General features: G+C 69.7%; 10 protein-coding genes, 1 tRNA gene and 3 pseudogenes. 2 read left to right on the top strand and 12 right to left on the bottom strand.

Annotation, left to right across the window (positions count from 1 at the left end):
* Positions 1-73 precede the first annotated feature (73 nt).
* From ABD927_RS18430 to ABD927_RS18420, 3 genes are all read right to left on the bottom strand, one after another.
* Positions 74-1,984: a SurA N-terminal domain-containing protein gene (locus tag ABD927_RS18430; RefSeq protein ID WP_345251304.1), complete on the bottom strand. Its 1,911-nt coding sequence runs from the start codon at positions 1,982-1,984 to the stop codon at positions 74-76.
* Positions 1,985-2,188: 204 nt separating this feature from the next.
* The gene (locus tag ABD927_RS18425; protein ID WP_345251303.1) at positions 2,189-4,468 is read right to left on the bottom strand and encodes a sensor histidine kinase; all 2,280 of its coding nucleotides are present in this window, start codon (positions 4,466-4,468) and stop codon (positions 2,189-2,191) included.
* Complete coding sequence (locus ABD927_RS18420) at positions 4,461-5,240, bottom strand: response regulator transcription factor (protein ID WP_345251302.1); 780 nt, start codon at positions 5,238-5,240, stop codon at positions 4,461-4,463. The genes ABD927_RS18425 and ABD927_RS18420 overlap by 8 nt, the downstream gene beginning before the upstream one ends.
* A 294-nt stretch (positions 5,241-5,534) precedes the next feature.
* Between ABD927_RS18420 and wecB the strand changes: the two genes are divergently transcribed.
* The gene (wecB, locus tag ABD927_RS18415) at positions 5,535-6,695 is read left to right on the top strand and encodes a non-hydrolyzing UDP-N-acetylglucosamine 2-epimerase (protein ID WP_425570300.1); all 1,161 of its coding nucleotides are present in this window, start codon (positions 5,535-5,537) and stop codon (positions 6,693-6,695) included.
* 68 nt (positions 6,696-6,763) lie between these two features.
* Here wecB and ABD927_RS18410 read toward each other — a convergent pair whose 3' ends face one another.
* The 6 genes and pseudogenes from ABD927_RS18410 to ABD927_RS18380 all read right to left on the bottom strand — a co-directional run.
* Complete coding sequence (locus tag ABD927_RS18410) at positions 6,764-7,144, bottom strand: cobalamin-dependent protein (RefSeq protein ID WP_345251300.1); 381 nt, start codon at positions 7,142-7,144, stop codon at positions 6,764-6,766.
* A gap of 27 nt (positions 7,145-7,171) precedes the next feature.
* The gene (locus ABD927_RS18405) at positions 7,172-7,585 is read right to left on the bottom strand and encodes a methylmalonyl-CoA mutase family protein (protein WP_345251320.1); all 414 of its coding nucleotides are present in this window, start codon (positions 7,583-7,585) and stop codon (positions 7,172-7,174) included.
* Positions 7,586-7,594: 9 nt separating this feature from the next.
* Positions 7,595-7,828 (bottom strand): annotated as a pseudogene (locus tag ABD927_RS18400) (methylmalonyl-CoA mutase family protein); the annotation flags it as partial.
* 92 nt (positions 7,829-7,920) lie between these two features.
* Positions 7,921-9,189, bottom strand: a pseudogene (locus ABD927_RS24585) (MSMEG_0568 family radical SAM protein); the annotation flags it as partial.
* Positions 9,111-9,431, bottom strand: coding sequence for a nitrilase-related carbon-nitrogen hydrolase (locus ABD927_RS24580; protein WP_425570298.1), 321 nt, complete (start codon positions 9,429-9,431; stop codon positions 9,111-9,113). The pseudogene ABD927_RS24585 and the gene ABD927_RS24580, both read right to left, overlap by 79 nt.
* Positions 9,432-9,448: 17 nt before the next feature.
* Positions 9,449-9,790 (bottom strand): annotated as a pseudogene (locus tag ABD927_RS18380) (MSMEG_0572/Sll0783 family nitrogen starvation response protein); the annotation flags it as partial.
* A gap of 416 nt (positions 9,791-10,206) precedes the next feature.
* Between ABD927_RS18380 and ABD927_RS18375 the strand changes: the two are divergent.
* Positions 10,207-10,365 (top strand): hypothetical protein, encoded by a 159-nt coding sequence (locus tag ABD927_RS18375; RefSeq protein ID WP_345251299.1) that lies wholly within the window; start codon positions 10,207-10,209, stop codon positions 10,363-10,365.
* Between the two features lie 99 nt (positions 10,366-10,464).
* Here ABD927_RS18375 and ABD927_RS18370 read toward each other — a convergent pair.
* The 3 genes from ABD927_RS18370 to lon all read right to left on the bottom strand — a co-directional run bounded on the left by ABD927_RS18370 (position 10,465) and on the right by lon (position 13,585).
* Positions 10,465-10,540: transfer RNA gene (locus ABD927_RS18370), tRNA-Val, on the bottom strand.
* A 76-nt stretch (positions 10,541-10,616) separates the two neighbouring features.
* On the bottom strand, positions 10,617-10,889 hold the full coding sequence (locus ABD927_RS18365) for an HU family DNA-binding protein (protein ID WP_087783171.1): 273 nt from the start codon (positions 10,887-10,889) through the stop codon (positions 10,617-10,619).
* Positions 10,890-11,149: 260 nt separating this feature from the next.
* The gene (gene lon, locus ABD927_RS18360) at positions 11,150-13,585 is read right to left on the bottom strand and encodes an endopeptidase La (protein ID WP_345251298.1); all 2,436 of its coding nucleotides are present in this window, start codon (positions 13,583-13,585) and stop codon (positions 11,150-11,152) included.
* Positions 13,586-13,625: the final 40 nt, after the last annotated feature.

The following is a 13,625-nucleotide window of genomic DNA, read 5'->3' as shown; positions in this document are numbered from 1 at the left end:
CCGCCCCACGCCCGCCGCGTCCCCCGGGGGACAGCCATTCGGGCGCCATCCAGGCGCCCGAATGGCCAGGGGCCTACTCCCTTTGGCCGGCGATCACGCGTTCGCCGTCTTCGGTAATCTGCGCCTTGTACTTGCCGCGCAAGGTCTGCAGCACCGCCAGTTGCTCGGCCTGGGCCCAGCGGCGTTCCATCAGGCTCTTTTCGTTGGACAGCACCTGGGCCTCCAGCGCGGGCGCCGGCGAGACCTTCGAAATGCGGGCAATGACGTAGGCATCGCCCGTATCGGCGCCGACGAACGCGGGCAGCTTGTCGGCCGGCGCCTTCATCACCGCCGACAGCAGGGCCGGGGCCATGTCCTGCGGCGCATTGCGCGCCACGGTAACGACCGGGCCGAATCCGGCGGTGGCATCGGCCGCCTGCAGCGCCTTGAGCTTTTCCTCGCCCGCCTGCCGCGCCAGTTCGGCCGCCTTGTCGTGGATCAGGCGCTGGCGCAGCTGGGCGCTTACCTGCTCCAGCGGCAACACGCTGGCCGGCTCGTACTTGGCCACCCTGACCGACACCAGGCGGTTGGGCGCGAGCTCGATCGCGCCCGAGTTGCGCTTGTCGCGCAGCACGTCGTCGGAGAACAGCGCCTCGAGCACCTTGGGGTTGTTCAGCGGCTCGGCGTCCTGCGGCGCGGCGGTGCGCGTCACCCCCTGCGCCGTCTGGATCTTGAGCCCGAACTTGCTGGCGGCCGGCTCCAGCGTGTCGCTCTGTTCGTAGACCAGGTTGGTGAACTGCTCGGCGGCGTCGGCGAACTGGCGCGCCGCCTGCTGCTGGCGGATCTCGTCGACGATCTGGCCGCGGACCTCGGCCAGCGGCTTGGTCTGCGCCGGCCGGATGCCGGTCAGCTTGATGATGTGGAAGCCGTATTCGGTGGGCACCACGTCGGACACCTCGCCCTGCTTCAGCGCGAAGGCGGCGTCCTCGAACTGCTTGACCATCATGCCGCGGCCGAACCAGTCAAGGTCGCCGCCGTTGGCGGCCGAGCCGGGATCCTGCGAGTTCTGGCGCGCGAGCTTGGCGAAGTCGGCGCCCGGGGCCTTGGCCTGCTGGTCGAGCGCCTGGGCCTTCTTGAGCGCCGCCGCGCGCTCGGCCTCGGAGGCCTTGGCGTCGACGGTGATCAGGATGTGGCTGGCGCGGCGCTGTTCCGGCTGGCCGAAGCGCGCCTTGTTCTGTTCGTAGTAGCTGCCGACGTCGCTGTCGGAAACCTGGATGCCGCCGCTGATGGCCGCCTGGTCGAGCACCACGTACTGGGCGTCGACCCGCTCGGGCACGGCGAACTCGGACTGATGGGCGTCGTAGTAGGCCTTGACGTCGGCATCGCCCACGGCGACCTTGTCGCGGTAGTCGTCGATGGCGATGCGCTGGGTCTGCACGTCGCGCCGTTCGGTGGCGGCGGCGATCACGCGGTCGAACACGCTGGCCGGCACGGCGGCCGATTGCGCCACCGGCCCGAGCACCTGCTGCACCGACACGTTGCGCCGCAGCTGGGCCTCGAACGCCACCGGGGTCATCCCCTGCGCGGCCAGCGCCTGCACGTAGCGATCGTTGCTGAAGCGGCCGTTTTCCTGGAACGCGGGGATGGTCAGGATGGTCTGGCGCAGCTGGTTGTCGGAGGCCGAGAAATGCGCCTTGTCGGCTTCGGCAACGATGGCGCGGGTATTGATGATCTCGTCGAGCACTGCCTTGCGCGTGGCCGGCGTATCGAAGGCCCGGGCGTCGAACTGCGCCCCCATCGTGGCGCGCAGCTGGTCGAGCTGGCCGCGCATCGCCTCGTCGTACTCCTGCTGCGACACCTTGCCGCCCGCGACCTTGGCCAGCGAATGATCGCCTTCGCGCAGGCTGGAATAGCCCTGCAGCCCGATGAAGGCGAACGACGGCAGGATCAGCAGCAGCAGAATGAACTGCAGCCAGCGTTGGTGGTTGCGGATGGTGTCAAACATGCGGAAAGCTCTCCATCGGATGCCGCGGCGCGGGGCGCGACAAACAAAGTGCCCATAGGCGCGCTGCCTATGGGCACTTTTGATTCGGATTCTAGCATGGGGCATGGGGGCCCTAGGCGGGCGCCGGGCCGCCCCAAGCCCGCCGCGCCCCCTCGGGGAGCAATCGGCCGGCCGCCGTCCAGGCGGCCGGCCGATCGGGGGCCTTTACACGCGCCGGGCCAATACCTGGATGCTTTGCAGATCGAGCTCGTCCAGCGCGTTGGCCACGGCTTCGAAGAATTCCGGCCAGGCCGAGTAGCGCGGCGCGGTGCGGACCACCCAGCGTTCGATGTCGGTCAGCCTGCCCCCCTCGGCGTAGCGCAGCAGCTCGCCGCGCTCGCCGGCCGACAGGAAGCCGGCGCCCGGCAGGTCGGCCGGGCGCGGCGTGGGGGCATAGTCGAACAGGAAGGACGACGCGGCCGCGGGCGCGCCGGCCGGCGCCGGGGTATCGGGCCCGGCCGCCGCGGCGTGGATGTCGAAGCGGAAAACGCTGCCGCGGCCGGGAGCGCTGTCGACCTCCATGCGCCCGCCCATCGCCTGCACGATGCGGCGCGCGATGAACAGGCCCAGCCCGACCCCGCCGCCGGCCGGCCGCAGCTGGCTGAAGGCATCGAAAATGCGGGCCTGGCCTTCGGCGTCCATGCCCACGCCGGTATCGGCCACCTCGAAATGCAGGCGCCAGCCGCTTGCCTTTCCGGTGTCGGCCTCGGCCCGCGCGCGCAGCGCGATCGAGCCGCCCGCCGTGAATTTGGCGGCGTTGGAAAGCAGGTTCAGCAGCACCTGCTGCAGCCGCAGCGCGTCGGCCACCACGATCTGCGGCAGGTCGGGCGCCGGCTCGAACAGGAAGCGGTTGCCGTGCTGCGACGCCAGCGCCGTCGCGTACTGGGCGATGTCGTCGAGCAGCGCGGCCAGCCGCACCGGCTGCGGCCGCAGCGCCAGGCGCTGGCGCTCGGTGCCCTGGGCGAACTCCAGCAATTCGTCGATCAGCGCCAGCTGGTACTGGGCGCTGCGCGCGATGGCCCGCAGCTGGCGCCGGCAGGTGGCCGGCAACGACTGGCCCAACGCGCGCGTGTAGCCGATGATGGCCGCCAGCGGCGCGCGCAGGTCGTGGCCCACGTAGGCCAGCACCCTACGCTGCTCGCGGTTGGCCTCTTCGGCATCGCTCAGCGCCCGGTGCAGCGCGATGGTCTGGCGTTCGACCTCGCTGCGCAGCCGGGTCTGGTCCTGCGCCTGCCAGGCGTCGAGCGAGGATTGCGCCGCCAGGCGTCCGTTGCGCACCGACAGCGCCCACGCCGCCGACAGCCCCAACACCGCCGCCAGCCCCGCCAGCGCCACCGACGACGAGGTGGGCGCGATCCCGTACGGCGCCAGGCCTTCGAGCTGGGCCAGGCGCAGCGCGACGGCCGGCAGCACGAAAAGCATGGCGAGCAGCCCGAAGCGGGCCAGCCGCGAACGGGTGCGGGCCAGCACCCCCGCCGCCACGGCCAGGCCCGCCAGCGCCGCCAGGGTGCCATAGGCCGCCACCCGGCTCGACCGGATCGGATCGCCCCACATGGCATAGCCCGCGGCCGCCACCATGGCCAGCGCCAGCAGCAGGAGCCAGGGGGTGCCGGGCAGGCGCTGGCGCTGGCTGTGCGCCAGCGCGACCGCATAGCCCAGCAGCGAGGCCGCGCACAGCGCGGCGAACACGCGCGCGCTGCGCATGCCCCAGTCGGCCGCGCCCGGCCACAGGTATATCCGGGCATAGCCGCGGTCGGCGAACTGGTACAGGCAGTACAGCGCGCAGGCGAGCGTCTGGAACAGGAACATCGGACTGGGCCGGGCCATGCACAGCAGCAGCGAATAGGCGGCCAGCGCCACCAGCCCGCCTAGCAGGATGCCGTCGAGCGCGGTGGCGCGCTCGATGGCGGATTCGAACGCGGCGGCCGAATACAGCCGCGGCTGGGCCTGGATCGCGATGCCGCCGGCCAGGCGCACGAAGATGCGCACCTGCTCGCCGGGGGCCAGCACGAAGGGCAAGGCAGGCACGCGCCAACGCTGGCCGGCCTGCGGCACGCCGGCCCCTGCCCGCAGGGCGGTCCACCGGCCCTGCTGCAGCAGGTGGAACTCGGCGTACTGCAGGCGCGGCGTGCCCATGCCGAGCCGCAGCGCCACCGGTCGGGCGCCGGCATTGGACACCGTCAGCGCCATCCACCATGCCGAACGGGTCAGGCCGGGCTGCAGCCCGCGCGGCGTGGCGGCGGCGAAGCGATCCGCCATGGCGGCCACCTGCGCCACGCCAAGCCGCCCGGAAGGGTCTTCCAGCACGCGGGCGTACGGCAGCACGTCGACCGGCCAATCCTGCCCCCCGCGCACCGCCAGCGCCGCCGCGCCGGCGGCCTGCATCCAACAGCACAGCAGCAGCGCGGCCAGGCCCGGCCACCACGGCCGGAAACCTCTAGCCATCGACCGTCTGGCGGCGGAAATCCGTGGGCGTCATGCCGGTGTGTTCGCGAAACGCAGTGGCGAAATTGGCGGCGCCGGAAAAACCGATTTCGTTGGCGATGTCGAGCACGCTCAGCGAGGTTTCGCGCAACAGGCGCTGCGCGACGCGCAGCCGCTCCTTGCGCAGGAATTCGAACACCGTCATGCCCACGTGCTGCTTGAAGACCTTGGACAGCCGCTTTTCGTGCGTGCCGACCTGGGATGCGATTTCCTTGAGCGAGGGCGTCAGGCCCAGGTTGGTCCGCAGGTGACGCATCGCGGCGTTCACGATGACTTCGTCGGCCCGGGGCCGCGGCGCCGGCCCGGGCGCCTGCGCCGCCGCGCCCTGGCGCATCGACAGCGCCAGGTGGATGCGGATGCGGGCCAGCACTTCGGCCGGCTCGAAGGGCTTGAGGATGTAGTCGACCCCGCCCTCCTGCAGCCCGAGCAGGCGTTCGTCCAGCTCGTCGGACGCGGTCAGGAAAATGACCGGGATCTGCGCGGTGGCCGGATCGGCCTTCAGCAGGCGGCAGGCGACGAAGCCGTCCATCGCGGGCATGCGGACGTCCATCACGATCAGGTCGGGCGCGATCGCGGCCGCCCGCTTGACGCCCTGGGCGCCGTCGAAGGCCACGCTGAGGCGGAAGCGTTCGTTGCGCAGCACATCCACGAGCAGCCGCAGCTGTTCGACGTGGTCGTCGACGATGAGGATGTGGGGCTCGGGCGTTTGCAGTTCGGCGGTGGACAGAATCATTGCTGCGGCATGGGTTGATCGCGCGGGCGCATCGCGGCACTCCTGCAATCCGACAACGGCAGTTTAAGCGCCGGCCTGATCGTAAAATTACAAAAGGATACAACCATACCACTGTCTGCTCCGGCAAATACTTTGTACGGCCGCGCAAAAACAGGTTTCACGGAAGCCGCACAGAATGCAAGGAATTGCTTCAGAGCGCCAGTCCCGGCAACGGAGCGAGCCGCCGGAGCATAAGTGGGCGTGCGCTCAATAATGCCGGCCCGGTTTGTCCGCTTCTTCTTGCTATCCGACCAAATGAAGGTTCTATCGATTTTCGGCACCCGTGCCGAAGCCATCAAAATGGCGCCCTTGGTCCGCGCGCTGCATGACGAGCCCGGGATCGACCATCGGCTGTGCGTGACCGACCAGGAATACGACGCGGTGGACGCGATCGTGTCGCTGTTCGGCCTGCAGGTGGACCACGAACTGCGGCTGCAGGCCGAAGGCCTGTCGCCGAACGCGCTGATGGCCAGGCTGATGGCCGCCGTGGATCCGCTGCTGGCGCGCGATCGCCCGGACTGCGTGCTGGTGCACGGCGATACCACCACCGCGGCCGCCTGCGCGCTGGCGGCCTCGCACCTGCGCATCCCCGTCGGGCACGTCGAGGCCGGCCTGCGCAGCGGCGACCGGTCGCGCGCCTTCCCGGAAGAGATGAACCGCCGGCTGGTCGATTCGCTGGCCGCGTGGATGTTCGCGCCCAGCCCGGCGGCGCGGCGCAATCTGCAGCAGGAGCGCGTATCGGGCCGCATCTGGGTGACCGGCAACACCGGCATCGACGCGGCAGCCGCCGTCAGCCGCCGGCTGCGCGGCCCCGACCTGGCGGTGGCGATGGCGGGCCGCTATGGCTGGGTCGATCCGCAGCGCCGGCTGGTGCTCGTTACCGGCCACCGCAAGGAGCGCTTCGGCGCCGCCGCGCCCCGGCTGTTCGCCGCGCTGCGCGAACTGGCGCGCCGGCCCGACGTGCAGATCGTCTATGCGCTGCCGCTCGACCGCGAACTGCGCGACGCCGTCATGGACGCGCTGGGCGGGCTGCCCAACCTGCACCTGGTGGAGGCACTCGGCTATCCGGCCTTTTTGTGGTTCATGCAGCGCGCCCGCGTGGTGCTGACCGATTCGGGCAGCATCCAGGAAGAGGCGCCCTGGCTGGGCACGCCGGTGCTGCTGATGCGCGATGCCACCGAACGGCCGGAGGCGGTGGCATCCGGCATGGTGTCGCTGGTGGGCATCGACAGCCGCCGCATCGTCGATGCGGTCGGACGCCGGCTCGCCGATCCGGCGCCGCGCGGCGAAACGGCGCGGCCGACCTACGGCGACGGCCGGGCCTGCGAGCGCATCGTGGCCGCGCTGTGCGGGCGGCCGGTGCCGGAGTTCGGCGCGGCGGCCGTGCGTACGGCGTCGGCCACGCTGCCGTATTAGCGGTCCTGCCGCACCGCCCCGGGGCCCCGTCAGCGGCCGATGACAAGATACGGGCCCGGCGCCGCCGCTCAGCCCAGCCCACCCGCCGGGGCCCCGGCATCTTCGGCGGCCAGCCCGCTGCGAAAGGCGCCGATCAGCGCGCACAATTCGGCCACGATGCGTTCCATGGGCGTGCCGGGGCCGAAGACGGCGGCCACGCCGAGCCGGGCCAGCGCGGACCGGTCGGCGTCGGGGATGACGCCGCCGGCCACCAGCGGCAGGCCGGCGATGCCGGCAGCGCACAACGCGACGGCCAGCGCATCGAACAATTCGAGGTGCGCTCCCGCCAGGCTCGACACGCCGAGCGCGTCGACGCCCAGCCGGCGGGCCTGCGCCGCCACCTCGTCCGGCCGGGCGAACAGTCCGCCCAGGTGCACGGTGAAGCCGGCGTCCGCCAGCGCGCCGGCCACGGCCTTGGCGCCGCGGTCGTGGCCGTCCTAGCCGAGCTTGACGATCAGGATCGAGGGCCGGCCGCCTGCCCGGGCCAGCCGGGCCACGCCATCCACTGCCTGGCGCCAGGCCAGGTCGGCGCCGCGCGTGCCGCCGTAGGCGCCCATCGAATATTCGGCCCGCGCGCGATGGCGGGGCCATACCTGCTCCAGCGCCTGCGTGCATTCGCCCACCGTTGCGCGCACCGCCAGCGCCGCCATGGTGGCCTCCAGCAGATTGCCGCGGCTGCCGGCGGCCACCTCGGCCAGTGCGCGCAACGCGCCCCGCACCGCCCGCGCGTCGCGGCCGGCGCGCAGCTGCGCCAGGCGCGCGGCCTGCTCGCGCCGCACCGCCGCGCCGTCGATCTCGCGCATCAGTTTGCGCGCCGCGTCGGCCATGTCGGCGGTCAGGCGCTCCATCATGTAGGAGCCGGCCCAGGGATCGGCGACCTCGCACAGCCCGGTCTCGTGCTGCAGGATGAGCTGGGTATTGCGCGCCAGACGCGCAGCGCCGTCCGACGGCAGCGACAGCGCCTCGTCGCAGGCATTGGTGTGCAGCGACTGGGTGCCGCCGAACACCGCCGCCATCGCTTCCACCGTGGTGCGCACGGCATTGTTGAGCGGCTCCTGCGCGGCCAGCGACCAGCCCGAGGTCTGGCAATGCATGCGCATGCCTGCGAGCGCGGCAGGCGGCCGCCGTCGGCGGCGATGCGCAGCGAGGGCCAGGGCCCGAAGACGTAGGCGTTGCGGACTTGGAATTCCTTGAGGATATCGTTCTGGATGGTGCCCGCCGGCTGCGCCGGCTCGACGCCGGCCTCGCGCGCGGCCACGATGAAGCAGCCCAGCACTGGCAGCACCGCGCCACTCATGGTCATCGAGACCGACACGCGGTCGAGCGCGATGCCGTCGAACAGGCGCTTCATGTCTTCGACGCTGTCGACCGCCACGCCGGCTCGGCCGACGTCGGCGGCCGCCTCGGGGTGGTCGGAGTCGTAGCCGCGGTGCGTGGGAAGGTCGAACGCCACCGACAGACCTTGGGGCCCGCGCCCGAACACCGCCACCGCGGCCTCGAACGCCTCCAGGTAGCGCTCGACCGGCACCGCGGCCTTGCCGGGCATGATGCGGGCCCGCACCGCCGGCGTCACGGCTTCCAGGTGCATGCCCAGCGTATCGATGCCGGCCGCCTTCATGCGCGCGAACCAGCGGTCGTCGTCGGGCGGCTCGCACTGGCCCTGGATCGGCAGGTCCACCGCCGCCTTCACCGCGAACGCGCTGTCGCACAGGATGGCCGCGCCGCGGTCGATGGCGTTGGGCGTGCCGGTGGTCATCACCATATGCCTGATGCCATCCAGCAGCACCGCGGCGCGCGCCACCTCGGCCAGTTGCTCGGGCGTCTTGCGCGCCACGGTGCGGCCGGCCGCCAGCGACTGCCCGATCGCGCAGAACTGGCAGGCCTTGCGCCGGCTTTCGTAGCGGATGCAGGTTTGCAGCACCGTGGTGGCCAGCACGTCGGCGCCGTGCAGCGTGGCGATGTGCGAATACGGCACGCCGTCGAGCGTCTGCATCGCGCAGAAGCGCGGCGGCCGCGGAAAGGCGATCGAGGCGATCGGGATGGCGCCGCGCATCAGCGTGCTGCGGCCTTGCGCGTCGGGCGCCGAGGCCACGCAAGGCGAGTCCCACGCCGACGAGGTATGGACCGGCACCATGAAGGCGCGCTCGTCCACCAGCATCAGCGCATAGCGGGCCAGCGGGTTGTAGTGCTCCCAGCAGGCCAGCGCGCCCACCCGGCCGGCAGTGGTGTGCACCACTTCCAGCCCGCTGCCGTCGCCCTGCCCCCAGATCATGCGTTCGTGGAAGGTGGGCGTGATCTTGCGGCGCCGCTGCGCCAGGCGGCCGTCGCCGTCGAACACCAGCTGGGTGTTGTAGAGCGAGCCGTGGTCGCGCTCGTTCACCCCCAGCACCACCACGATGCCGCCGGCGCGCGCGCGTTCGGCCACCGCCTGCGTGACCGGGCCGGGCACCGCCATCGCGCGCTCGTACAGCTGCATGTGTCGCGCCCGGACTGCACCGGCGGCCGCACGAACGAGAAATACGGGTAGTACGGCACGAAGGTTTCGGGAAACACCACGAGCCGCGCGCCCTTGCCGGCCGCTTCGTCGATGGCGTCGCACACCTTGCGCAGGGTGCCGCCGGGCGTGTCCAGATCGGGCGCGATCTGGACGGCGGCCACGCGCACGATGCGCCTGTCGGACACGGTCTGGTCGGACATGATCGGCCTCTTGCCCTTCACAGGGTCCAGGTATCGAGGATGAACGCGTTGTCGCGGCGATGCAGCAGCATCAGGTCCAGCACGTCGAGCGGGTTGATCGGGCGGATGCCTTCGATCAGCGCGCCTTCGCCGTGGCCGTACAAGGCCTGCAGCGCGAAGCGGCAGGCGTAGACCTTGCCGCCTTCGGCGATGAATTTCTCGATCTGCTTGTTATGGTTCTGGTGGCCCGGGAAAGCTTCGTCGCCGAGCGTGGGAAAGCCGCGCTTGACGCCCAGCGTCACGCCCGGCCCGTACAGCAGCACAGAGGTGTCGAAGCCCTTGCGCTGCAGCCGCGTGGCCTGCAGCAGGTTGACGAAGCCGCTGCCGATGGACGCCGATGGCCCCAGCGCGGTGGCCTTCGAGGAAGCATGCAAGGTGCTGCAGCCCAAGGCCTTCTACTGCAATCCGACCCTGCAGAACCCGACTGTGAGCACGTTCTCGGCCGGCCGCCGCGAAGAGCTGGCGGACGTGGCGCAGCGCTACAACGTGCCCATCATCGAAGACGACCCCTACGCAATGCTGCCGGCGCAGATGCCCGAGCCGCTGGCGCTGCTGGCGCCCGAACTCACCTACTACGTGACGGGATTCTCCAAATGCCTGGGCGCCGGCATCCGTACCGCCTACGTCAAGGCGCCCGACGCGGCTGGCCGGGCATCGCTATGCCAACGCGCCGGAGAGCTTCCATCTGTGGCTATGGCTGCCGCCAGGGCTGGCGCCGGTGGAGTTCGCGGCCCGCATGCAGGAAGCGGGCGTGTGGGTGGTGGCCGGCGCGGCGTTTTCCACCGACGGCAACTCGCCGCAGGCGGTGCGGGTCTGCCTGGGCGGCGCGATGAGCTGGTCGGAATGCGCAGACAAGCTGCGGCTGCTGGCGCAGGCGCTCGATGCGCCGCGGTGAAGGCAGGGACGGCAGGAGAGGGACGAAAAAAACCCCGAGACACGGCGGAATCGGGGCCTTTTCTGCTGCTGCGCCAGGCGCCTGGCGGCGCGAACGGATTGGTGGGTGCTGAGGGGTTCGAACCCCCGACCTACGCCTTGTAAGGGCGCCGCTCTACCAGCTGAGCTAAGCACCCGTCGCGGCTCGATCCTCGTGGACGAGCCCGCATTCTAGCAGAATCCCTGCGCACAACCCTGCGCGTAAGGGTGAGTTCAGTTGATGGCGTCTTTCAGCGCCTTGCCCGGGCGGAACTTCGGCACCTTGGCCTTCTTGATCTTGATGGCTTCGCCGGTGCGCGGATTGCGGCCGGTACGCGCCGCGCGAGCGGTCACCGCGAACGTGCCGAACCCGACCAGGGTCACCGTGCCTCCTTTCTTCAGCGTCGTCTTGACCGCACCCACCAAAGCGTCCAGCGACCGTCCCGCCGCCGCTTTTGAGATGTCGGCTTGCTTGGCGATATGGTCGATAAGCTCGGTCTTGTTCATTAGGCCCCTCGTAAGGTCTGTCTGGAATGGATATCGGGCCCGATACTGCTGCAGATACTGCCTATCAGGCACCCCCGGAATGCAATGCGCGGCACGCGCGAAAGGTTCGCGCCGCACCGCGCAGGAGGCCTATTTAAGCCTTGCGGCGAAAGGCGTGTCAAGGGAAAAAGGGCGGAGAGCCGCGCCAATACTGATGTTTCGGCTTGTGACCGCAAAGAAAAGCCGCCTTGCGGCGGCTTTCATAAACAATCACAAACGGTTCAATGCTTCAACACCGCATCGGCCGTGGCGGCGGCCACGTGCGACTCCACTTCGCCCTGGTCCGCGGGCTTGGCGGTCGCCGGCTCTTCTTCCGGCAGCGGCTCGGGCATGCGTTCCAGCGTCAGTTCGAGCACGCGGTCGATCCAGCGCACGGGCACGATTTCGAGCTGGTTCTTGACCGTATCCGGGATCTCGGCCAGGTCCTTGGCGTTTTCTTCCGGAATCAGCACCGTCTTGATGCCGCCCCGGTGCGCCGCCAGCAGCTTTTCCTTCAGGCCGCCGATGGGCAACACTTCGCCGCGCAGCGTGATCTCGCCGGTCATCGCCACGTCTGCCCGGACCGGGATGCCGGTAAGCGCCGACACGATGGCCGTGGTGATGGCCGCGCCGGCCGACGGGCCGTCCTTGGGCGTGGCGCCTTCCGGCACGTGCACGTGCAGGTCGCGCTTTTCCAGCAGCGCGTGATCGATGCCCAGCCGCCGCGCGCGCGCCCGCACCACCGAGCGCGCCGCCTCGACCGATTCCTTCATCACGTCGCCCAGCGAGCCGGTGCGCTGCACCACGCCCTTGCCGGGCATGACCGCCACTTCGATGGTCAGCAGGTCGCCGCCCACTTCCGTCCACGCCAGCCCGGTCACCTGGCCGACCTGGTTTTCCTTCTCGGCTACGCCGAAGGTGTAGCGCCGCACGCCGAGGAAGTCGTTCAGGTTCTCGGCCGTGACCTTGACCTGTTCGCTGCTGCCCTTGAGCAGCAGTTGCTTGACCACCTTGCGGCAGATCTTGCTGATCTCGCGTTCCAGCGCCCGCACCCCGGCTTCGCGCGTGTAGTAGCGCACGATGTCGCGCAGCGCGGATTCGTCGACCAGCAGTTCCTCCGGCTTGAGGCCGTTGTTCTTCATCTGCTTGGGCAGCAGGTGCTGCAGGCCGATGTGGATCTTCTCGTCTTCGGTATAGCCCGAAAGGCGGATGACCTCCATCCGGTCCAGCAGCGCCGGCGGGATGTTCAGCGTGTTGCTGGTGGCCACGAACATCACGTCGGACAGGTCGAAGTCGACCTCGACGTAGTGGTCCTGGAAGGTGTGGTTCTGCTCTGGGTCGAGCACCTCCAGCAGCGCCGACGCCGGATCGCCGCGGAAATCCATGCCCATCTTGTCGACTTCGTCGAGCAGGAAGAGCGGATTGCGCACGCCGACCTTGGACAGGTTCTGCAGGATCTTGCCGGGCATCGAGCCGATGTAGGTGCGGCGGTGCCCGCGGATCTCGGACTCGTCGCGCACGCCGCCCAGCGCCATCCGCACGAACTTGCGGTTGGTGGCCTTGGCGATCGACTGGCCGAGCGAGGTCTTGCCGACCCCCGGAGGCCCGACCAGGCACAGGATCGGCGCCTTGACGCGGTCGACCCGCTGCTGCACGGCGAGGTATTCGAGGATGCGTTCCTTGACCTTTTCGAGGCCGTAGTGGTCGTCGTCGAGCACTTTCTCGGCATTGGCCAGGGAATTGTTGACCTTGCTCTTCTTCTTCCACGGCAGGCCGATCAGGGTGTCGATGTAGTTGCGCACCACGGTGGCCTCGGCCGACATGGGCGACATCAGCTTGAGCTTCTTGAGCTCGCCGTCGGCCTTCTTCTTGGCCTCTTTCGGCATGTGGGCGGCGACGATCTTCTTTTCCAGCTCTTCGAAGTCGGCGCCGTCCTCGCCCTCGCCCAGTTCCTTCTGGATGGCCTTGACCTGCTCGTTCAGGTAGTACTCACGCTGGCTCTTCTCCATCTGCTTCTTGACCCGGCCGCGAATCCGCTTCTCGACCTGGAGGATGTCGATCTCGGTTTCCAGCTGGGCCAGCAGGGCCTCGAGCCGCTCGGACGTGGCGAAGATCTCGAGCATTTTCTGCTTCTGCTCGAGCTTGAGCGGCAGATGCGCGGCGATGGTGTCGGCCAGGCGGCCGGGCTCGTCGATGCCTGCCAGCGAAGTCAGGATCTCGGGCGGGATCTTCTTGTTCAGCTTCACGTACTGGTCGAACTGCGACACGATGGCGCGGCGCAGGGCCTCGGTTTCGGCGCCCTGGCCGCGATCGGGGTCGATCGGCGTGAGCTGGCAGGCGAAATGCGCGCCGAGGTCGTCGATGCGGGTGATGCGGGCGCGCTGCGAGCCTTCGACCAGCACCTTCACGGTGCCGTCGGGCAGCTTGAGCATCTGCAGGATGCTGGCCACGCATCCGATCTCGTAGATGTCGTCGGCCGAGGGCTCGTCCTTGGCGGCCGATTTCTGGGCCACCAGCATGATGCTCTTGCCGGCTTCCATGGCCGCTTCGAGCGCTTTGATGGATTTGGGCCGTCCCACGAACAGGGGGATGACCATATGCGGGAAGACCACCACGTCGCGCAGCGGAAGCAGCGGAAGCTCGATGGGTTCAGACGGTAGGATCTGGCTCGCAGACATGTTTCGTCCTCGGTATCTAATGGGATCAGGATGAGGGCTG

The organism is Pigmentiphaga soli, from assembly GCF_039541095.1.
GTDB lineage: Bacteria > Pseudomonadota > Gammaproteobacteria > Burkholderiales > Burkholderiaceae_B > Pigmentiphaga > Pigmentiphaga soli.
The sequence above is the reverse complement of the archived record's forward strand: the minus strand, read 5'-3'. Positions and strand labels throughout refer to the sequence as shown.

What these genes read in the sequence shown, in the direction of transcription:
- ABD927_RS18430 (WP_345251304.1), bottom strand. Translation starts at nt 1,984, where the DNA reads ATGTTTGACACCATCCGCAACCACCAACGCTGGCTGCAGTTCATTCTG.
- ABD927_RS18425 (WP_345251303.1), bottom strand. Translation starts at nt 4,468, where the DNA reads ATGGCTAGAGGTTTCCGGCCGTGGTGGCCGGGCCTGGCCGCGCTGCTG.
- ABD927_RS18420 (WP_345251302.1), bottom strand. Translation starts at nt 5,240, where the DNA reads ATGATTCTGTCCACCGCCGAACTGCAAACGCCCGAGCCCCACATCCTC.
- wecB (WP_425570300.1), top strand. Translation starts at nt 5,535, where the DNA reads ATGAAGGTTCTATCGATTTTCGGCACCCGTGCCGAAGCCATCAAAATG.
- ABD927_RS18405 (WP_345251320.1), bottom strand. Translation starts at nt 7,585, where the DNA reads ATGATGGAGCGCCTGACCGCCGACATGGCCGACGCGGCGCGCAAACTG.
- ABD927_RS24580 (WP_425570298.1), bottom strand. Translation starts at nt 9,431, where the DNA reads ATGTCCGACCAGACCGTGTCCGACAGGCGCATCGTGCGCGTGGCCGCC.
- ABD927_RS18375 (WP_345251299.1), top strand. Translation starts at nt 10,207, where the DNA reads ATGCAGGAAGCGGGCGTGTGGGTGGTGGCCGGCGCGGCGTTTTCCACC.
- ABD927_RS18365 (WP_087783171.1), bottom strand. Translation starts at nt 10,889, where the DNA reads ATGAACAAGACCGAGCTTATCGACCATATCGCCAAGCAAGCCGACATC.
- lon (WP_345251298.1), bottom strand. Translation starts at nt 13,585, where the DNA reads ATGTCTGCGAGCCAGATCCTACCGTCTGAACCCATCGAGCTTCCGCTG.